The organism is Peribacillus sp. 05N428 (assembly GCF_056397085.1).
Window position 1 is genome coordinate 1 of the sequence record NZ_JBFTMS010000061.1, and the last position, 19,624, is coordinate 19,624.

Here is a 19,624-nt window from a genome sequence, read left to right on the forward strand (position 1 = left end):
TGATGGATATATGGCATGACTTTTTCGAGATATTTCAGATCCAGCTCAATATCTTCATACCAATGTTTTAGATAAAGTTCCCCATTACGCATGAAGTCCCCATCGTTAACTGTGATATAAGGGAAACCTCCGTTAACCCTCATGCTCACGAGTTGATCACGAACATGTTCCCATGCCTTATCGACGATTTTATAATCCTTGCCCTGCTTTTGGAAAAGGTACATATCCTCCCGCATGACCAGATCCTTTGTCAAATAATTGCGGAGAAAGGAAATATCCGATTCGATTTCCCTGACTTCGAACATCTTTTCCCGGCCAGAACCTGGCTTGACGCCGAGCCTGATCATTTCTTCGGTCGGATTATCATAGCGTTCTTCAATATCTTCAAGCACTTTCAATCCAAGATAATAAGGATTGATGCTGGTCCGAGAAGGCTGCACGACACCTGCGTTCAGTTTAGCGAATTCAATCGCTTCCCCTGAGGATAGATCCAATTCACGGATAATCCGCTGATGCCAGTAGGATGCCCAGCCTTCGTTCATGATTTTCGTTTCCAGCTGCGGCCAGAAATACAGCATCTCTTCCCTGATCATCGTCATGATATCCCGCTGCCAATCGGTTAAATCCCTGCTGTACTGTTCTATGAAAAGCATAATATCCTTTTCTGGCCTTGGCGGGAATTTTTTTCTTTTTTTAATGTTGGATTTCTGCGGTTTATCCTTATTATCAAGATTCCATAAATCATCGTATTGTGTGGCTGTCGGTTTTATTTCCTCTTCTTCTTCTTCATCTTCCATCGTCCAGGCAAGCTTCGGTCTCATCAGCGACGGATCGATATGTTCTTCAATGGCTAAAAGTGCATCGAGGAAGGTTTCCACTTCCTTTTTGCCATGCAGGATTTCATATTCACGGATTCTTTCTGCCGTTGCCGACATACTTTCTACCATATCCCTCTTGGTATTATTGAAGCGTATATTATTCTTAAAGAAGTCACAATGCGCCAAAACGTGGGCAACAATCAATTTATTTTGTACAAGTGAATTGGAGTCCAGCAGAAAAGCGTAACAAGGATCAGAGTTAATGACCAGTTCATAGATTTTACTTAATCCAAAGTCGTACTGCAGCTTCATTTTATGAAATTGCTTTCCAAAGCTCCAATGAGAAAAACGGGTCGGCATCCCATAGGCACCAAATGTATAAATGATTTCTGAAGGGCAAATTTCATAGCGCATCGGGTAAAAATCCAACCCGAACCCCGTTGCTATTTCTGTAATTTCACTAATGGCATATTCCAGAGCCTTTTGCTCCGCTTCATTCATCCGATATCCCCCTTGTCTTCCGCCTTTAAACTAATGTATGAAAAAAAGGAGGAAAAATGCCGTGATCATGAGTAAAGGTCCTCGATAACAGAAAAAAAACACCTCCATGAAGAAGATGTCAGGCCAAATGTTTCATGCAGTTCTGCACTCAATCCCTTTGATATTAAAATTTTACTAATTCCGGATTCACAGCCTCTTTTTTCATTTTTGAACGGATCCAGGAAATGATGAGCGCTGCAATGATGACAAAACCTAAGTATCCTGTGATTGGGTATACCGTCCCAACCAATTTAATAAAGCCAACGAAACTTGCAAGGAAGGCGAGAATTCCGACTATAATCACGGATAATTTAAATCGTTTCGTTTCCGCAGGCACCAGCCTGGCGGTGAATGCATACAGCATCCCGACAGCTGTATTATAAATCATTCCTAAAAGGATGATTGATAGGATATATCCCAACCATGGAGAAATCTGATTCGCTAAATGAAGGGTAGGCATACCAGAGCTTTCTATGCCCTTTAAGTCGGACATCATCCCCAAATTGATCAAAAATAACAGGATCCCCAATCCGATACCTCCCAGAATTCCTCCCATTCCAGCCTGTTTCTTATTCTTGAAGGTCCCGCCCATTACGGCCAGCATGGCAATTCCTGCAGTCATATTATATGAAACATAAAGTAATGAACCCATCAACCAATTTCCGGTAGCAGCCGTTCCTTTACTTGAAGATGAAATGATTTGATTGAAACTTAGATTGGATGTGAAAAATGAATAACCTGAAATAATGATCATGATAACGAATAAAAACGGTGTGACGGCACTAATGATGGACATTATTTTATTAACATTAAGTAAAAGCGTACCGATCGTGAGCACCGTCATGACGATTGCACCGACCATGCTTGGAATCCCGAATTGTTCCTCAAAAATCGTTCCGGAGCCGGCAATCATGATGACTGTAACGCCAAACAAGAAAAATGTGATGATAATATCGATCGACCACCCTGCCTATATAGCGGCCGCAAATATGATCGATGATGCTTTTATGGGAACGTGTCTGGAGAGTGCTCCCCAACTGGGTAACTTGCATGCCCAAAAACGCGAATAAAACTGTCGCCACCACAATTCCCAATACACTGTAGATTCCAAAACTAGTGAAGAACTGTAACACTTCTTGTCCTGAAGCGAAACCTGCTCCAATGATGATTCCAATATATGCTCCTGCAAGATTTATACTGTTTTTCATATCAAATACCACCTTAATTATATGATTATTCTGACAATTTAAGTTATGAGAATATCTTTCCTTTCATCATTATCCTCCCAGCTTCAAGTTAACGGGCAATTGCCCATGAAGCCGGGAGGTCCTTTAATTCAACTCTTATTTATTTGTATATCTTTTACTATAGGAAGTGAATTCATCGACCGCAGTGTAATCTACTTCATAGCCAATGCCTGCCGCTTTTGGAACGGTTATGACCCCATCATTCACTGTAACCTCTGGTTGGATGATGTCTTTATGCCAATAATTCGCGGATGCTGCCGTATCACCAGGCATCGTGAAGTTATCAAGTGTTGTCAATGCGATATTATGGGCACGCCCCACACCAGATTCCAGCATGCCTCCGCACCAAACCGGTACATTCCTTTCTTTACATAATTCATGTATTTTCATAGCTTCCGTTAAACCGCCAACCCTGCCAATCTTAATATTAATGATTTTACAGCTTCCCAATTCAAGAGCTTTTCTCGCATCTTCGACGGAATGTATACTTTCATCCAAGCAAATCGGTGTTTTGATTTCCGCTTGTAATGTGGCATGATCGACAATATCATCCGATGACAAAGGCTGCTCGATCATCATTAAATCAAATTGATCAAGTTGTTTGAGTAATTCAATGTCTTTCAGCCGGTAAGCGGAGTTTGCATCTGCCATGATCGGGATATCGGGATATCGATTGCGCACTTCCCTGATTACGTCAACATCCCAACCTGGTTGAATTTTCATTTTGATTCTTTTATACCCATCCTTCAATCCAGCTTCTATCTTTGCCAGTAATTCAGGTACCGTTTTTTGGATGCCGATACTGATCCCAACATCGATCTTTTCCAGTTCCCCGCCTAAAGCCATACTTAAAGGGATATTCTTTTCTTTTGCGTATAAATCCCAAATGGCTCCCTCGATTGCCGATTTTGCCATATTATTTTTACGAATATGCGAGAACATATCCGATACATCACGAGGATGCTCTATTTCTTTATCCAATACAAGCGGAATCAGGAAATCCTCCAGCATGGTCCAATTGGTTTTTATCGTTTCTTCGTTATACCAAGGTGCTGAAAATGCCACAGATTCAGCCCAGCCTGAAAGTCCCTCTCCATTCTTCACTTCCACAAGAATGAACTCCTTATCCACAAACGTTCCAAAGCTTGTTGTAAAGGGAGCTACCAAATCCATATTTAAATGACGTAAACGCACTTCCGTTATTTTCATCCCGATTCCCCTCTTATTCTTGTTTTTTTAATAAATAGTTTTGAATGTTTTCACCTTGTTCCCGTTCGATCCCGGCTGCAACATATCCTTTGGCAAAAAGAGCTTTGAATAATTCACCGGTTTTTAACCGCCAATCAATCGCAAGGCGAAGATCAGATTTTTTGATTTGTTGAATATCCGTCGGAATGGGGATGGCGATCACCTCGGCATTGGTTTCTAAATGATAATCCTGGATGTAAGGAAAGCCTTGGTCATTCATTCCTGTCGTTACGATGTGTATGGCTTTATCAGGAAGCGGAGTCTCTTCCTTTGCTTCCTGCCGTATATTCCATTCCACCATGAATCGATCAGTGGAAAGTCCTTCATTGAGGGTATCCTTCATATTCCCATAACAATCTTCCATATATGTAGAACATACAGCTTTTAGCTTACCGATATTCAAGTTTGCATTCACACTTTCCAATGGATCATATGTCCATGTGATCAAGTCGTAGCCCTTTTTGAGTGCTTCTTCTTTTTGTGCAAGTTTAAGTAATCTGCCGTAGCCCTTCTTTTGATGGGCCGGATGGATGGCTAACATATGTGAACAAAGATATCCCCTTCCGTCCTTGAATCCCGGGAAACTGTATTGAAACCTGACTAACTGGCCATTGATATAGCAGCCTAATACAAGCCCGCCGTTTTTGACAGCCGTAATCGTCTGATGGATGGGAACGCAATCCATGCCCCATACAAGGGCTTCCAGCCGCTGCACTTCTTGTAAATCCTCTAGTGCGGATAGGGATTTAATGATGAATTCATCAGTCATGTAAGGGGCCCTCCCCTCCATACTTCTCGAAAGTGAGTATGATGGCTTTGGCTAAGATTTCAATTCCAGATAACAAAGCTTCTTTGTTGAATGTCATGTTCGGATGATGGAGCCCTGGTGCCAAATCACAGCCCAATCCAAGCATCGTCGCTTTGAGTTCAGGTCTTTTCAACGTATAAAAATGAAAATCCTCTCCTCCTGTTGTAATGACAGGCGCTACCAAATTTTCTTCCCCAAGTGTATCGGCTATCGCTTCAGACATTATTTCCTGTGCTTGATCGTTCACGGTTGCTGCAGCAACACAGGTTCCCGGTTCGAGTTTCACTTCGACTCCATGGACAATGGCCAAAGATTCTGCAACCTTTTCCACCTTTTTGGTGAGCTCTTTCATCACTGCATTATCCTGTGCCCGTAAATCCAATGAAAAAGTGGCTCTCCCCGGGATGATATTGGAACTTTCGCCGCCAGCAAAAAACTGCGTCATTTTTACGGAATAAGGGATGGACGGATTGAGATGGATTCCATTTAACAAAGTGATGAATGCCGCTCCTATCTCGATGGCATTCTGCCCTTGATGCGGTCTGGCTCCATGCGCATCAGTTCCCGCTATTTCTCCTTTAATGAACTGAGCGGCTCCATGCACAATGGCTGGCGCCGCTTGCCCATCTTTCACTTCCTCAACCGGTCTTAGGTGCACTCCATAAAGGAAATCGACATTATCCAATACTTTTTCTTCAATCATCTTCAAGGCGCCCGTGCCTTTTTCTTCAGCAGGTTGGAAAATGAATTTCAGCTTGCCTCTTGGACGAAAGCCCATTTCCTTCAATACAAGAAATACTCCAAGTGCCAAGGTCATATGACCATCATGTCCACAGGAATGATTGGCTTGAAACGTCCCTTGCACCTCCTGCCAAAGCGCATCGATATCCGATCGTAATCCGACCGTGAAATCCCCATCCCCGATTTCGCCAACCACACCTGTACAGTCCTCGAATGTTTTTACCGTACACTGATTCCCCGTTAAAATATTTGAAATGAAAGCTGTCGTATTCACCTCATTCCAACTCGTTTCTGGATTTGCGTGTAAATGGTCAAAAATACCGAGTATACACGGCCTTAATTTTTCGATAGTTTGTGTGATATCCATTTCTGTCTCCCCCTTATATACCGGTTTAATCGGCATGTTCACAAACTGATGGATGTTTTATCTCAAAAGAAATAATCGTCTTGATTGAACGCATCATATATAGCTTTTCTTTCTTTGAATCCTTGTTCATCCTTAATCGATACACCAGCTACTAAACTATTCAATAATGAGAATAACACTGGTGCCGTATCGATAGTGGAAGTCCTTGGTGTTGAAATGGGCAATAAAATGTCAGTATATTCCGCAATCGGAGCCAGTTCGGAATCCGTAACCCCAATTACAAATGCACCCGCTTTTTTGGCCATTTCCGTTATTTTCACAGTCTCTTTAACATAGCGATGAAATGAAATGGCTACAAAAACGGAATTTTCAGTCATTTTATTCAACAGTAAAAATATATCATCAGTATCAGGCCGATATAAATGAACCTCTTCCCTAACAAGCCTAAGTGTAAAGGTTAACCAATGTGCTGCCGAAAATGATAAACGGTGTCCGGATATCAAAACATTGTCAGCTGCCGCCAATTTATCGACTGTTTTGGCGAAATCTTCATTTGATAAATTTTTCATGGTCTTTTCGATGCTGATGATATCCTGCCCCATCACTTGAGCCATGAAGTTTGGCTGACTCGCGGCTTCAAGTTTTGAAGAATGATATTCATTCAAACTGCTGCTCTCGTATATCAACTGATTTCGAATAAGGTTTTGAAGCTCTGCATATCCGCTTAACCCCAATGAATAGCAAAAGCGGATGATGGTCGTTTCACTCACCCCAATGTCTTTTCCGAGCTTTTGAGCTGAAGTGACTGCAAATGTATGTGAATGCACCAACAAGTATTTTGCTACCTTTTTTTGACCAGTAGATAAACCAGGGAATACTTCTTTAACTTTTTGCTGTAAATCCATAAAACATCCCCTCTGAAGCAAGATATGAATCTAATACTTTTTATATGACAATATGAAGTATTAACTTCATTAATAATAGTGAGTATTTTATCACGGTCCTTTTAATAAAACAATAATATTCTGAATTTTTAATAATAAGATGGTGGCAATGTCCTTCAAGCAAAAAAAAAACAGAGATGGACTCCATGGTTTCAGTTTGGCGAAATAAGATGGGGTTCGGAGTACGAGGATGGTTTTTCAGTCGGCTAAAAGGGAGCGGATTTCTGAAAGAGGGTATGTGTAATGATTTCCACTCCAGGCACTCGGCTTTCCGCGGGCGGTCCGCCCTCGGCGCTCCTTGCGACTGTGGGGTCTCCCTCGACACGCTTTTCCCGCAGGAGTCTCGTACCTTCCGTTCCAATCAACTGTAACTTTTTTTAAAAGAAATATTGTAGGGAAACTGGCTCTTCTCCAATTCGTCTACAGTCTGGGGGTTCCATCAATTTTTCGACAAAAGGAGTTTCGGATTGTCTCGCCCTGAACCAAGATAAAAATAAACTTGATTATCTTTCATGTTTTTTACTGCCTAATCTCGTTGGATTGAAGAAATTTGCGACGCTCCTGCCGAATTTACCGGCTAGCCGAGACCCCACAGACACTTGCTTTGATGCGGCTTGGCAGACAATCGGCGGAAAGGGAGCGGATTTCTGCAATCACCTGAAATTTTCCAATAAAAAAACTGCAGGCAAACTGATTTTTCATCGAGTTTGTCTACAGTCTGAAACCACGAAATGAACTCCGTAATTTTCCTTCATTTATTTTTTATGACGCTTTGCGTAGCCACACCGTTTACATAATTCTTCAACTGCACATCTTCTTGAGAAACCATCATACATATTTTTAGCCCGTTCACCATTTAAAATGTCTTCAAGTGATGTTTCGAATATATTTCCAAGCGGTATTTTCCCTTCACTATCCAAACAACAAGGTACGACTGTACCATCCACCAAGATACCTAACTGATCTCTAAGAGCATAGCAGAAAATATTTTCATCGATAATGTCACGGTCCAATTCCGGCCACTCGAATTTTTCGGCCATGTTTATATAAACCCGGTCCCTTAACTTAATATTATTCTTTTGCTGAAGAGCTTCACTTAAGCGAATGTCCAATGAAAGCTTCTCCTCCAGCATGCTCAGAATATCATCGTTCAGGCCATTACTCGCTTTTAATTCAGCCGTATCCATATTCCATAAACGAATGGCACAAATCACTTCACTTTTTTCATTTGCTTCATTTATGAAATCGGCAATATTACTGACATAAGAGTCAAGACTATTGGTCGTATCGTTTGCCTCAAAGCTATGAAGTGAAATATTCACCTGCCGGAGGGCTTTTTTGGAGAGCAGCTTGTCTTTGACCTTTTGAATCAAAGTACCGTTCGTTGTAATATTAACCTTCAGGTCATTTTCAGCACTGATATCCAGGAATGTACCCAAATTTTTATTTAAAAACGGTTCACCCATCAGATGAAAATAAATATGATCGGTGTGTGGTTTGATTTTCTTGATAACATCCGTAAACCCTTCGGGATCCATGAATTTCAAGGTCCTTTGCAAGCTGGAACTTGGGCAAAAATTACACTTCAAATTACATATATTCGTAATTTCCACATAAACTTTCTTAAACTTTCTCATTTTCTACTACCCCTACAATCAAGCTTATTGTTTCAATCTGATATTAACTATACTGGTTAGCTGTTCATAAATGCAATGAAAACTTCATGGCAGCTGACCGTATTGGAATTAATTTCCTTTAACAACGAATCCGATATCCCCCTTTTCCGGACAACTTTTAAAAGAAATCAGAAAAAAACATCTTCTCGAGGTGAAGATGTTCGGTAAGGTGCCTACCTGGAATTTCGGTTTGTCCTGATCTCACTTTCCTTTTTGCTCCGTGACCTTCAAACTAAGTAATTTTTCATTTTTCAAATCATGTTGTACGGTAACGATGACATTGAACTCCTGACCTTTATCCTCGACCAAAAATCTGAAATCGTCTTCGACAAGATTTTTCGCTACAGTTTTTCTGCCCTTATATTCGTAGTCGGTAATCTCAACTTCAGGATAATCTGCCTGCACTACCGTAATCGCAATCTTTCCGTATTTTTCGTAATCGGGTTTTTGGGCCTGTGCTGAAATGGATCCTGCTTGTATGATTAAAAAAATCCCCATTAGCATCACGATGACTTTTTTCAAAATCTTTTCCTCCTCATACTTTCCGCTTAGTATTATTATGTAAAAATGTTCAGTTGTTATGCAGCTGCTTCGCTTCTTTTACAAGCATGATTCCAACTAATCGATTCCTCTTCCATTCCTCAGGAAACACAGTCAACGGCGGATTGGTTTCATCCACTAAATAACTAAGTTCAATCGTCATTCCCGGGCGGCTGAATTCAGTTATGAACCAATCAGTAAATCCGCTTCCTACCGCTTCTTTCTCCGGAAAGGTCAGTTCATACCCAGTCATTTCGGCAGTCTTTTTGGCAATCCCATAATCTCTCGCCATATTTTTCCGTTTATTTTTGTAATGCCAAAAGATTTCCCTTCCTGAGGTATGATAGGAAATAGCAATAAGGGGATCGATCTCCTTCGTGAAATTCGTAAGCGCTTTTACTTCAGCTGCTTCCAGTGGTTGTCCGCCTTTATAAAATTGATACGTCGGTTTTGTTTCATGACTCATGACTTCTTTCCATCCAGCCGGATATTGCCTATTCAAATCAATGCCTTTAGCGTTGGCTTTCCATCGGGACCAATTCCTGCTATATCGGTTCATTTTCCATACTGCAGCCTTTTCAAGAACATTTAAATTGGATAAATCCCCTTGCTGGATGCTCACGCCATCTGGATTAAGCATCGGGATGAACCAGATGCTCACTTCATCCAATGATTCCGACGGAAATTCTCCAATAGGTTTGCCGGCTCGATAGGCGGCTGCATATTCTTCAAGCATGCGCATTAAAAGTATGGAACTGAGCCATTCCCGTCCATGATGTGACCCCACCAGCAAAATCGATTTTTTTCCTTTTCCTAACCTGATTGCCTTTATATTTTTCCCCTTTTCAGTTTGTCCGATTATTTGAACTTCCAATCCATACTGCTTTTGGATTCCTTGCAAATCCATTTCCAGCTGTTCAGGGGAATACACTTCTGCCGCCAGCGATGGTTCAGGGAAAAAAAGAAGCACCAATATTCCAATTACCATTATTTTTCTCATGTACTCACCTTTTATTTTTATTCAGGTAAAAAGCAACAACCGCGGTCCAAATACATCGCCACTTATTGTAAGGAAATGTTCTGTCAGATCTGAACAAAATACAAATAGCTCCTTATTAAGGGGGAGAAGAACATGAGGATTGCGGATTATGATCAGGCATTGTTTCACACACACCGTTCTGATTGGGACAGCTTGTTAGTATTGATGGTTCGAACGAGAGATCACTTTCTTTCGAAAAAAATAGAACATTTTTTGCACGCTTACAGGTTTGAGCATGATTATCAAATCGTTCAATCCCAGCTGTATGCACTGCTTCGTTATCTGGATCATGCGGCAGAAAAAACAAGTGATTATTTAAGTGAACTTCCAAGCTAAAATCAACTATAGTTTTTGCAAATCGGGAAAATTTATACAAGAGGATTAATTATCGGGGATATAACTTTGGCTGGTGAAACCCTATAAAAACAAGGAAGGGTCAGGTATTGAATACCTGACCCTCATTTCATCATTTTTTCATTGTAGCATATGCAGTTGCATACATTTTAAGCTCTTCGATCATACCTTCAACAAGTACCGCAGACTCTTCAAATAAACCATCATTTTCGTAATCGAAGCAATGCGGATCCAGAACCAATTGTTTTGCGATCACATTTGCATAAAGGCTTCGACCCACTGTCCTCATTGAATTCAAGGCATTGATCCCGCCTTTTCCTCCGCCGGAGACAGCCAATAGAGCGACAGGTTTATGTGTGAATTGTTCACTGCTTAAAAAATCCAAGGCATTTTTCAAGGCTCCGCTCATGGAACCATGATATTCCGGAGTGGTCAGAATTACGCCATCAGCTTCCTCGATGCTTTTCCGGAGACCTTGAATCACTTCCAATTGATATTGCTCACCTTCACCTGAATATAAAGGGATTTCGCTATTGCTTAAATCAATAAGTTCCGCTCCGTATTTCTTGGATATGTAGCGTGAGGCAATCCCCGTACGCCCTTGTTTACGTGGTGAACCATTAATGATTACTAATTTCATGAATTAAACCTCCATTATTCCCGTTGTTTTCCGAGATCAGTCGCCAATACAGTATACCAAAACCGAAACGGAATTTCCTAGAATTTTGATTTTTCATGCAACTAAAAATCACCATAATAAAAAACCGAAAGACCGAGAAGTCTTTCGTTCAGACTGTAGACAAACTCGATGAAAATCGAGTTTGTCTACGTTTTTTTTTGCTTGTACAAATTTTGACGTTGATTGGAACGTAGGGCACTCGCTTTCCGCGGGCGGTCCGCCCTCGGCCCACTTGCGCCTGTGGGGTCTCCCTTGGACTCGCTATTCCCGCAGGAGTCTCGCACACCCGCTCCAATCAACTATGTTTAAAATTTCAGATAGGACTCCTTTTGCCTACAGTCTTTTTTGTTTAAAATAGAACTATTAATACTTGAGGTGATGAGGATGCTTTCGAAACATCATTCTAATCAGCGAGATCAACTTGAAATAATTACTTTAGATCAACTGGTGCCGGCGAATCATTTGGTTCATAAAATGGAGGCTTCCATTGACTTCACTTTTATTTATGACTTGGTGATAGATATGTATTCAGAGGTACGACGCCCAAGTATTGATCCAGGTATTTTAGTTAAACTCTGACGTTCTTCAATATACCTTCAGTATTCGTTCCTTGCGTAAAACGATTGAAGAAGTTGAAACAAATATGGCTTACCGTTGGTTCTTAGGCTATGGGTTTCCATAATAAAGCACCTCATTTCTCAACGTTCGAGAAAAATTATGAACGACGCTTTAAAAAGGGAATTTTAAAAGGGGTCCGGAATTTTAAATTCCGAACCCCTTTTGTCTACAAACTGAAACGAAAGACCGAGAAGTCTTTCGTTTAGCTTTCATACATTTAAACCAATGCTTCAATCTTGCTCATGAAATCTTCCATGACTCCCGATAACTTGGACTCAGCTTCTTGCATTGATTTACCTTGGACACCGAAATAGAATTTAATTTTCGGTTCGGTGCCTGAAGGACGCAGGCAAACCCATGTACCATCCTCAAGGAAATACTTCAGTACATTGGATTTCGGAAGCTCGATCAATTCTTCATCATTTGAAAGTAATGTACGCTTCTTGCTGCTTTGGTAATCTTCTTCAATGACTACCGGAATGCCAGCTATTCGGGAAGGAGGATTTTGACGGAATTGATTCAATATTCCTTGAATCTGTTTTGCTCCCTCAATGCCCTTTAAAGTCAATGAACGCAATCCTTCCAAGTAAAACCCGTACTTTTCAAACACATTCAGCAACCCTTCATATAGTGTCAATCCCTGCTTTTTATAATGGGCACAGACCTCGACAGCAAGCACCGCAGCTTGAATGGCATCCTTATCACGTGCAAAGTCTTTAATCAGATAACCGTAGCTTTCTTCATATCCGAACAAGAAGCTACTTTCCCCGCTTTCATGATACTGATTTATTTTCTCGGCGATGAACTTAAACCCGGTAAGTACATCAACCGTCTTCAAGCCATATGACTCGGAAATCGTCCGCCCGATTTCCGAAGTGACGATGKTTTTTAAAACGACTCCATTTTGGGGAATATTTCCTTTCTCTTTTTTCTGGGACAGTAAATAGTCCAGGAAAAGTGCACCTGTTTGATTTCCAGTCAGGACAACATATTGACCCATCTCGTTTTTAACGGCAATTCCAAGCCGATCGGCATCTGGGTCCGTTGCTATCAATAAGTCCGCCTCGACCTTGTTTCCAAGCTCGATGGCCATTTCAAATGCAGCTGGTTCCTCTGGATTCGGAGACTGAACTGTCGAAAAATCCGGATCCGGCAATTCCTGCTCCTTAACGATATGCAAATTTTGATACCCTAAGCTTTGCAGTGCCCGCCTGACTGATTTATTTGCCGTTCCATGAAGCGGCGTAAAGACGATTGACACATCTATTTCCTCGGCAAGCTGCGGGTTCTCGGGAACCGTCAGCAGCTCACGATTATAGGCAGCGTCCAATTCATCACCAACCATTTCGATGAGGCCCTGCCCTTTAAGGACTTCAGCTTCTTCAACCTGAATTTCAAGCTCACTTTCAATGGCATTCACATAGCTGATCACCTGATCCGCTGCTTCCGGTGGCAATTGTGCCCCATCTGACCCATAAACCTTGTAACCATTATATTCAGGCGGATTGTGGCTCGCCGTGATGACGATTCCAGCAAAAGCATTCAGCTCGCGAACCGCAAATGACAATTCTGGAGTTGGACGCAATTCATCGAATAAATAAGCCTTCACCCCAAATGTAGCCAAGGTCTTAGCTGCTTCGAGTGCAAATTCCGGGGACTTATGTCTCGAATCATAAGCGATCACAGCCCCTCTTCCTTTTGCTTCATCCCCAAACGAAGAGATATATTGAGCCAACCCAACCGTTGCCTTCCTTACAGTATAAAGATTCATCCGGTTCGTTCCCGCTCCGATTTCCCCACGCATTCCGCCTGTTCCAAACTCTAAATTTTTATAAAAGGCATCTTCGAGTTGTGCTTCATCCCGCTGCATTTCCTCAAGGAGGACACGTAATTCCCCATTTAAATTCTGGTACCCTGCCCAAGTAGTGTATAAAGATTTCCAATCCATCTCCAACATCTCCTCCCAAACGCCTTATTTGTAATTATTATGTATCTGCCTTACATATACAAAATTATCATATTTATTCCAATAAATGAAGTAAAGGCTCGTAATGAAAAGAACCTAATCCAGTGTTCTTCACATCACGAGCTGTTTTCTTCCTATTTTCCGCCATCTTTGTAATGAAGATGGTAAATATCATGGCGGCGATCTTTCAATTGCTTAACAGTACCGGACTGACGCTCCCGCCTTAAGATCTCCAAATCGACATCGCCAATCAGGACCATCTCAAGGTTCGGGCTGGTTTCCCCGACTATGCCGTCACGTGCAAATTCGAAATCCGAAGGAGAGAAGATTCCCGATTGGGCATATTGGATATCCATATTTTCCGTTTGCGGGAGATTTCCGACCGTTCCGGAAATGACGGTATAAATTTGGTTTTCCACGGCACGGGCCTGGGCACAATAACGGACTCGCAGGTAGCCTTGCCTGTCTTCTGTACAAAATGGGGTGAATATGATTTTGGCTCCCATGTCGGTCGCAATCCGGGCGAGTTCCGGGAACTCAATATCATAACAAATTTGTATGGCGATTTTTCCACAATCCGTATCAAAGACACGAACGCGGTCACCTGCGTTAATACCCCACCATTTTCTTTCATTCGGTGTAATATGAATTTTATATTGCTTCTCAATCGTCCCATCGCGACGGAATAAATAAGCGATATTATAGATATTATCATCATCTTCTTTAACGAAATGGGAACCGCCGATGATATTGACGTTATACCTTACAGCTAAAGTGGTAAACAATTCAATGTACTGCTCCGTGAAATCCGACAGTTTCCTGACAGCCAAGCTTGGTGATCTTTCATTCAAGAAAGACATCAGCTGGGTTGTGAACAATTCCGGGAACACGGCGAAATCCGCATTGGCATCCGAAGCAACGTCGGTGAAATACTCGACTTGGTTAGCGAAGTCATCGAATGAATCGATTTTACGCAGCATGTATTGTACGACGCAAATCCGTACCGGTTCCGATGTTTTATAATAACGTTTTGTTTTCGGCTGATAATCAACGTTATTCCACTCCATGAGCGTAGCATACTTATTGGATTGCAAATCGTCCGGCAAATAATTCGGATTGATCCTCATAAGCGTAAACCCATTTAAAAGCTGGAACGAAAGAACCGGATCATATATTTTGTGCAATTGAACTTCCTTCACATACTCCCTTGGTAACAGTTCCTCCGCATGTTTATGGTAATTGGGGATTCTGCCCCCGATAATGATGCTTTTTAAATTCAATTGGGCAACAAGTTCTTTCCGTGAATCATATAGTCTTTGACCAATTTTCATCCTGCGGAACTCAGGATGGACCATGACCTCGATTCCATATAAATTATAACCGTCCGGATTATGATTCGTGATGTACCCATTATCGGTTACATCATCCCATGTATGGCGGTCATCATATTCGTCAAAATTAATAATGAGGCTGGAACATGAGCCAATTACTTTTCCATCATATTCAGCCACAAACTGCCCTTCTGGAAAAATTGCCAGATGGCTCTCAAGCTGATCTCGCTTCCAGGGAACCATTCCCGGAAAGCAACTCGACTGCAAAGCAATTATTTCATCTATGTCTCCTAGCCTCATATTACGTATTTCCATTATTTTTTCATATTTATGCAGGTCCAAATTAGGCATTTTCCTCAGACTCCTTTAATCTCTTCCATAAGAATTATACCCCTTATTCAAAAATTAAAACAACTGAACCTACCCATTGATTTCAAATATAAACATTCTGAATGTCCATTAAAAGAATATATATTTTACAGACGCGGTCCTTACATACTATACTTTTCATGAGAGTAAAAAGAGATGGGGAAGAGGAACCATGAACAATACAAAACGCAATGTGGAAAACTTATTATTTGCGGCCTGGGCTGCTTCCATCATTGCGATGTTTGGAAGCTTATATTTTTCTGAAATAAAGCAATACGAACCTTGTGCGCTCTGTTGGTATCAGCGGATCATCATGTATCCTTTTACGATCATATTAGGAATTGCAATCATTCGAAAAGAGTATTGGATCAGCTTTTATACCATGATATTATCCGCTATCGGTGCATTCATTTCCACGTACCATTACTTGATACAAAAGGTTCCATTCTTTTCTGACCACACCCTTGCATGCGGAAGGGTTCCATGTACAGGACAATATATAAACGTATTTGGTTTCATCACCATCCCGTTCCTAGCCTTGACTGCATTCATCATTATTTTCATATGCAGTTACATCATATGGACAAGATCCAAGGAGGTTGCAGCTTAATGAAAAAAATGGCTATATTTTTAGTGATAATCGTCGCACTATTTGTCCTACTGGGCGTTTTTACAAACTTGAAAAAAGAAGAAAAATCAAAAGGGAATCCATACGGGAAGGATAAGCTTAAACCCGCTACTGTCGATCAGCTGGATGACCCCAATTATCAAAACCTGATCCTGCCGGAAGAATTGGAGCAGGACCTCCAGGATAATGAAGATGCGACCGTTTATTTCTATAGTCCTGAGTGCCCGCATTGTCAAAAAACCACCCCAATCGTGGCTCCTTTGGCAGAAAAGTTAGGGATCGATCTAGTACAATTCAATCTTTTGGAGTTTGAACAAGGATGGAGCGATTATGGCATCAAAAGTACACCGACAATCGTTCACTATAAAAATGGTAAAGAACAAGAACGGATCGTTGGCTATAATGATGAGAAAACGTTCGAGAAATGGTTCAAGGACCACGATATTAATTAAGGATCGAAAAAATGAGCCGGCCCTAACGGAAATGCTTCTCCCGTTATAGCCGGCTCATTTTTTTTACCTTATACTAAATATTGATTCGCCACCTGGATGTCCATCATCTGCATATCATTATTCGCTTCATGGTTTATACTTGAAAAATGGTCATAATAAAAGGGGAAGAATATTCCGCATTCATTCAATAGAGTGATGTTATGTTGGAACATTTCTTCAGATTTAGGTTCCATCACCCTCTTTTGTTTGTCTAATATCGACATAAGGACTTGAAGACATGTCATTACTTGAAATGCGTCTCTTAATGTTGCAAAGTAAGTAACAGAACTTCGATTGGGCTCTAAAACGCCAATCTCACGAAAATGAAGGATTTCACTTTCCGTAAAGTATTTTGGAAATACAGATTCGTAGAAACGAGACACGAGACTCGCTATTTCTTGCTCTTGTTCTTCCGTTGAAGAAAAGACCGTCTTCACTAAAAAAACCACCTTTTTTCAGATCCGTTAGACCTATCTATTATATGTATATTCTAGGACAAGGGATTTCTTTCCCCATAGAATAACATAAAAATTGTAAAAAATATGTGGTAATTTCCACCACTGAAAATCTTAGCAATAGGTCCAAGGTTACTTTTTTATACCTTATCCATAATTATTATAGATTTTTTTCATTCAAGCACAACCAAACGAGTCGAAAGTAGGAGTTAAATTGGAAAATTTCAAAATAACTAACCAACATTTAATAATTGATGTTCTCCAAAGTTGGAATGGATTAACATTGGAAAAGCTTTTCAGGGAGCGTTGGAAGGCCCCGAAAAAATTAGTGCATGAATGGAGGATGAGTAAAGAAGTGACAATGAACGGGAATTACGTCACCTGGTCAACTATCCTTAATGAAGGAGATACGATCAGCATCCCCTTATTGGATCACGCTGAAAATGAAACAGTTCAAGCTGCAGACTTAGGAATTACCATCTTATATGAAGATGATGTGCTGTTGATAGCCAATAAGCCGGCTGGAATGGAAACCCACCCTTCTCAACCGTGTGATGCACACTCCCTCCTCAATGGAGTCGCGCACCATCTTCAAAAAACCAGCCAGACCTGTATGATCAAGCATATTCATAGGCTTGATAAAGATACCACCGGTGCCGTCCTTTTTGCCAAAAACCGCCTCATTGGGTCCATGCTGGATAGAATGTTGGAAGAAAGGGAAATCAAGCGGACTTACCTAGCTTTAGTCGAAGGAAACATTAAAAAGGATGAAGGCGAAATCAAAGAAAAAATTGGACGTGACCGCCACCATGCCACTAGACGAAGGGTTTCCCCTACTGGCCAGACGGCAGTCACCCATTATCGGGTGCTCAACCGTGATTCCAAGAAAAACTTGACCCTTGTCAGCTGCACCCTGGAAAGCGGCCGAACCCACCAGATCAGGGTGCATTTCAGTCATTTGAACCATCCTTTGGCCGGAGATACATTGTATGGCGGAAAAAAGACATTTCCACGTCAAGCCCTGCATGCAAGGAAAATCGAATTCATCAATCCCATTTCAGAAGAAAAAATGATCGTTGAAGCTCCTTTCCTTGATAGACCTGAAATATTCGATCTCAACATTTAAACAAAAGGAGTACAACAAAGTTGATTGGAGCGTAAGGTACGAGACTCCTGCGGGAATACATGTCCAGGGGAGACCCCGCAGGCGCAAAGCGCCGAGAAGGCTTCCCGGACCGCCCGCGGAAAGCGAGTGCCTGGAGTGGAAATCAACATTTCAATTCTATAAACACTCAAAAATACTGTAGGAAAAATCAATTATTATCGAGTTTGCAGACAAATGGGACTCTTTCTAAAAGGTAAAACAAAGTTGATTGGAGCGTAAGGTACGAGACTCCTGCGGGAAAACGTGTCCAGGGGAGACCCCACAGGCGCAAAGCGCCGAGGAGGCTTCCCGGACCGCCCGCGGAAAGCGAGTGCCTGGAGAGGTAATCAACATTTCAATTCTATAAACACTCAAAAATACTGTAGGAAAAATCAATTATTATCGAGTTTGCAGACAAATGGGGCTCTTTCTAAAAGGTAAAACAAAGTTGATTGGAGCGTAAGGTACGAGACTCCTGCGGGAAAACGTGTCCAGGGGAGACCCCACAGGCGCAAGGCGCCGAGGAGGCTTCCCGGACCGCCCGCGGAAAGCGAGTGCCTGGAGTGGAAATCAACACTTTTTTTGCAAACTCAATTAATTTCGAATTTGAAAGTCTGAAACACCGTTCCATTTCAGACATTGTTATTCCTTCATTAATATTAATCCGAAATTGTCGCCTTTCGGATTTTCTGCATGTTGGTCAGATTTTTCTCCTCTACGGACTGATTATACGAAAGTCAAGACAGTTCATTTTGGCATAAAAAAATAGCTGGCCACTTGGGCCAGCTTTATTTTTGTATTTATGAAGCTTTTCTCATGCCTTTTAAGATAAGGCTTAAGATGAAGACAAATACGATTGCACCAATCAATGCTGGAATTATAGCGAAATCTGCTACTGAAGGTCCCCAGTTCCCAAGAATTAATGAACCTAACCATGCACCAACAAAACCAGCGATAATGTTACCGATAATTCCAAATGGTACGTCACGTCCAACAATCATACCTGCTAACCAACCAATGATACCTCCGATAATTAATGACCATAAAAATCCCATAATATATTTCCTCCTTCAAATTAGTTATTTTTTCATTTTCTGCAGCAGACTCCAAGAAATTAAATCACTTCCATATTGTCATGCTTTTTTTCAGTACTTTTAACCTTTACATTCAAATGGTATGATGCCGATTCGCACAATATCTAATGAATGTGAATGTTTTAGTTATTGGGTAGAGTTAGCTAGCTATAGCCCTTGAGTAACTGATTGGACAATCCTCTTGTTAGTGAATTTTTTCTTTTTGTTTGCTGCTGTACTCATTATTTTCCCCGTTTAATTAATCTAAAACCTAATTTTTTTTAAAAATATTTGGCAACAAAAACAGGATTATCAGACATGTTAAACGGGTATACCATAGGCTTAACTTTGTCACATAGTTAGTATAAGCAGCAATCGTCTTGATTATGTTCATAAAGGAAAATCGAGTAGAGGGAAAATAAATGTATTATTTTCGCCCCTCTCACAACACCGTACGTACGGTTCGCGTATACGGCGTTTCAATTTATATTACAGTGTGTACTTTTAGATAATGCTCTAAAGCAGAGGGGACTCCCCTCTGCTTTAGT

At 41.2% G+C, this 19,624-nt stretch carries 19 protein-coding genes and 1 pseudogene; 5 read left to right on the forward strand and 15 right to left on the reverse strand.

The features are described from left to right. From AC1DIV_RS27745 to AC1DIV_RS27790, 10 genes are all read right to left on the reverse strand, one after another. Nucleotides 1-1,319: SpoVR family protein (locus tag AC1DIV_RS27745; protein ID WP_477577855.1), on the reverse strand; the 1,319-nt coding region annotated here is incomplete at its 3' end. A 163-nt stretch (nt 1,320-1,482) separates the two neighbouring features. After that, complete coding sequence (locus AC1DIV_RS27750; protein ID WP_340874792.1) at nt 1,483-2,271, reverse strand: YkvI family membrane protein; 789 nt, start codon at nt 2,269-2,271, stop codon at nt 1,483-1,485. Continuing rightward, nucleotides 2,243-2,566: a hypothetical protein gene (locus AC1DIV_RS27755; RefSeq protein WP_340874789.1), complete on the reverse strand. Its 324-nt coding sequence runs from the start codon at nt 2,564-2,566 to the stop codon at nt 2,243-2,245. The genes AC1DIV_RS27750 and AC1DIV_RS27755 overlap by 29 nt, the downstream gene beginning before the upstream one ends. A gap of 135 nt (nt 2,567-2,701) precedes the next feature. Next, the gene (gene menC, locus AC1DIV_RS27760) at nt 2,702-3,814 is read right to left on the reverse strand and encodes an o-succinylbenzoate synthase (protein ID WP_268590716.1); all 1,113 of its coding nucleotides are present in this window, start codon (nt 3,812-3,814) and stop codon (nt 2,702-2,704) included. 13 nt (nt 3,815-3,827) lie between these two features. Further along, nucleotides 3,828-4,622: a GNAT family N-acetyltransferase gene (locus AC1DIV_RS27765; RefSeq protein WP_477577856.1), complete on the reverse strand. Its 795-nt coding sequence runs from the start codon at nt 4,620-4,622 to the stop codon at nt 3,828-3,830. After that, nucleotides 4,615-5,763 (reverse strand): M20 peptidase aminoacylase family protein, encoded by a 1,149-nt coding sequence (locus AC1DIV_RS27770; RefSeq protein ID WP_340878447.1) that lies wholly within the window; start codon nt 5,761-5,763, stop codon nt 4,615-4,617. The genes AC1DIV_RS27765 and AC1DIV_RS27770 overlap by 8 nt, the downstream gene beginning before the upstream one ends. A 68-nt stretch (nt 5,764-5,831) precedes the next feature. Continuing rightward, nucleotides 5,832-6,674 carry a MurR/RpiR family transcriptional regulator gene (locus AC1DIV_RS27775; protein WP_340874784.1) on the reverse strand — a complete coding sequence of 281 codons (843 nt, stop codon included), beginning with the start codon at nt 6,672-6,674 and terminating at the stop codon, nt 5,832-5,834. A 794-nt stretch (nt 6,675-7,468) separates the two neighbouring features. Beyond that, nucleotides 7,469-8,350, reverse strand: coding sequence for a radical SAM/SPASM domain-containing protein (locus tag AC1DIV_RS27780; RefSeq protein ID WP_034315057.1), 882 nt, complete (start codon nt 8,348-8,350; stop codon nt 7,469-7,471). A gap of 240 nt (nt 8,351-8,590) precedes the next feature. Then, nucleotides 8,591-8,911: a DUF3889 domain-containing protein gene (locus tag AC1DIV_RS27785; RefSeq protein ID WP_053533939.1), complete on the reverse strand. Its 321-nt coding sequence runs from the start codon at nt 8,909-8,911 to the stop codon at nt 8,591-8,593. A 49-nt stretch (nt 8,912-8,960) separates the two neighbouring features. Further along, entirely contained in the window at nt 8,961-9,929 is a 969-nt protein-coding gene (locus AC1DIV_RS27790; RefSeq protein ID WP_340874780.1) for a M14 family zinc carboxypeptidase, read from the reverse strand. Between the two features lie 132 nt (nt 9,930-10,061). On the opposite strand from AC1DIV_RS27790, the gene AC1DIV_RS27795 reads away from it, so the two are divergent. Continuing rightward, nucleotides 10,062-10,304 carry a YhdB family protein gene (locus tag AC1DIV_RS27795; RefSeq protein WP_477577857.1) on the forward strand — a complete coding sequence of 81 codons (243 nt, stop codon included), beginning with the start codon at nt 10,062-10,064 and terminating at the stop codon, nt 10,302-10,304. 130 nt (nt 10,305-10,434) lie between these two features. Here AC1DIV_RS27795 and AC1DIV_RS27800 read toward each other — a convergent pair whose 3' ends face one another. Continuing rightward, the gene (locus AC1DIV_RS27800) at nt 10,435-10,962 is read right to left on the reverse strand and encodes an NADPH-dependent FMN reductase (protein ID WP_053533937.1); all 528 of its coding nucleotides are present in this window, start codon (nt 10,960-10,962) and stop codon (nt 10,435-10,437) included. A 423-nt stretch (nt 10,963-11,385) separates the two neighbouring features. On the opposite strand from AC1DIV_RS27800, the pseudogene AC1DIV_RS27805 reads away from it, so the two are divergent. Next, nucleotides 11,386-11,735 (forward strand): annotated as a pseudogene (locus AC1DIV_RS27805) (transposase); the annotation flags it as partial. Nucleotides 11,736-11,836: 101 nt separating this feature from the next. On the opposite strand, the gene AC1DIV_RS27810 reads toward AC1DIV_RS27805, so the two are convergent. Both AC1DIV_RS27810 and AC1DIV_RS27815 read right to left on the reverse strand, forming a co-directional pair. Beyond that, a complete protein-coding gene (locus AC1DIV_RS27810) occupies nt 11,837-13,567 on the reverse strand; it encodes a phospho-sugar mutase (protein ID WP_477577858.1) in 1,731 nt (576 codons plus the stop codon). A gap of 152 nt (nt 13,568-13,719) precedes the next feature. Then, nucleotides 13,720-15,267, reverse strand: coding sequence for a carbon-nitrogen hydrolase family protein (locus AC1DIV_RS27815; RefSeq protein WP_063591975.1), 1,548 nt, complete (start codon nt 15,265-15,267; stop codon nt 13,720-13,722). 190 nt (nt 15,268-15,457) lie between these two features. Between AC1DIV_RS27815 and AC1DIV_RS27820 the strand changes: the two genes are divergently transcribed. Continuing rightward, nucleotides 15,458-15,895: a disulfide oxidoreductase gene (locus AC1DIV_RS27820; protein WP_340874774.1), complete on the forward strand. Its 438-nt coding sequence runs from the start codon at nt 15,458-15,460 to the stop codon at nt 15,893-15,895. Beyond that, nucleotides 15,895-16,365 carry a thioredoxin family protein gene (locus AC1DIV_RS27825; RefSeq protein ID WP_127777223.1) on the forward strand — a complete coding sequence of 157 codons (471 nt, stop codon included), beginning with the start codon at nt 15,895-15,897 and terminating at the stop codon, nt 16,363-16,365. The genes AC1DIV_RS27820 and AC1DIV_RS27825 overlap by 1 nt, the downstream gene beginning before the upstream one ends. Before the next feature lie 68 nt (nt 16,366-16,433). Here the strand turns inward: AC1DIV_RS27825 and AC1DIV_RS27830 are convergent, their stop codons facing one another. Then, on the reverse strand, nt 16,434-16,841 hold the full coding sequence (locus AC1DIV_RS27830) for a DUF5365 family protein (protein WP_340874768.1): 408 nt from the start codon (nt 16,839-16,841) through the stop codon (nt 16,434-16,436). A gap of 232 nt (nt 16,842-17,073) precedes the next feature. On the opposite strand from AC1DIV_RS27830, the gene AC1DIV_RS27835 reads away from it, so the two are divergent. Further along, a complete protein-coding gene (locus tag AC1DIV_RS27835) occupies nt 17,074-17,985 on the forward strand; it encodes an RluA family pseudouridine synthase (RefSeq protein WP_340874767.1) in 912 nt (303 codons plus the stop codon). Nucleotides 17,986-18,803: 818 nt separating this feature from the next. On the opposite strand, the gene AC1DIV_RS27840 is transcribed toward AC1DIV_RS27835, so the two are convergent. After that, on the reverse strand, nt 18,804-19,058 hold the full coding sequence (locus AC1DIV_RS27840; protein WP_170946860.1) for a GlsB/YeaQ/YmgE family stress response membrane protein: 255 nt from the start codon (nt 19,056-19,058) through the stop codon (nt 18,804-18,806). Nucleotides 19,059-19,624 lie beyond the last annotated feature (566 nt).

What these genes read in the sequence shown, in the direction of transcription:
- AC1DIV_RS27775 (WP_340874784.1), bottom strand. Translation starts at nt 6,674, where the DNA reads ATGGATTTACAGCAAAAAGTTAAAGAAGTATTCCCTGGTTTATCTACT.
- AC1DIV_RS27780 (WP_034315057.1), bottom strand. Translation starts at nt 8,350, where the DNA reads ATGAGAAAGTTTAAGAAAGTTTATGTGGAAATTACGAATATATGTAAT.
- AC1DIV_RS27800 (WP_053533937.1), bottom strand. Translation starts at nt 10,962, where the DNA reads ATGAAATTAGTAATCATTAATGGTTCACCACGTAAACAAGGGCGTACG.
- AC1DIV_RS27840 (WP_170946860.1), bottom strand. Translation starts at nt 19,058, where the DNA reads ATGGGATTTTTATGGTCATTAATTATCGGAGGTATCATTGGTTGGTTA.
- AC1DIV_RS27755 (WP_340874789.1), bottom strand. Translation starts at nt 2,566, where the DNA reads ATGAAAAACAGTATAAATCTTGCAGGAGCATATATTGGAATCATCATT.
- AC1DIV_RS27765 (WP_477577856.1), bottom strand. Translation starts at nt 4,622, where the DNA reads ATGACTGATGAATTCATCATTAAATCCCTATCCGCACTAGAGGATTTA.
- AC1DIV_RS27825 (WP_127777223.1), top strand. Translation starts at nt 15,895, where the DNA reads ATGAAAAAAATGGCTATATTTTTAGTGATAATCGTCGCACTATTTGTC.
- AC1DIV_RS27820 (WP_340874774.1), top strand. Translation starts at nt 15,458, where the DNA reads ATGAACAATACAAAACGCAATGTGGAAAACTTATTATTTGCGGCCTGG.
- AC1DIV_RS27795 (WP_477577857.1), top strand. Translation starts at nt 10,062, where the DNA reads ATGAGGATTGCGGATTATGATCAGGCATTGTTTCACACACACCGTTCT.
- AC1DIV_RS27790 (WP_340874780.1), bottom strand. Translation starts at nt 9,929, where the DNA reads ATGAGAAAAATAATGGTAATTGGAATATTGGTGCTTCTTTTTTTCCCT.
- AC1DIV_RS27750 (WP_340874792.1), bottom strand. Translation starts at nt 2,271, where the DNA reads ATGATTGCCGGCTCCGGAACGATTTTTGAGGAACAATTCGGGATTCCA.
- menC (WP_268590716.1), bottom strand. Translation starts at nt 3,814, where the DNA reads ATGAAAATAACGGAAGTGCGTTTACGTCATTTAAATATGGATTTGGTA.
- AC1DIV_RS27815 (WP_063591975.1), bottom strand. Translation starts at nt 15,267, where the DNA reads ATGCCTAATTTGGACCTGCATAAATATGAAAAAATAATGGAAATACGT.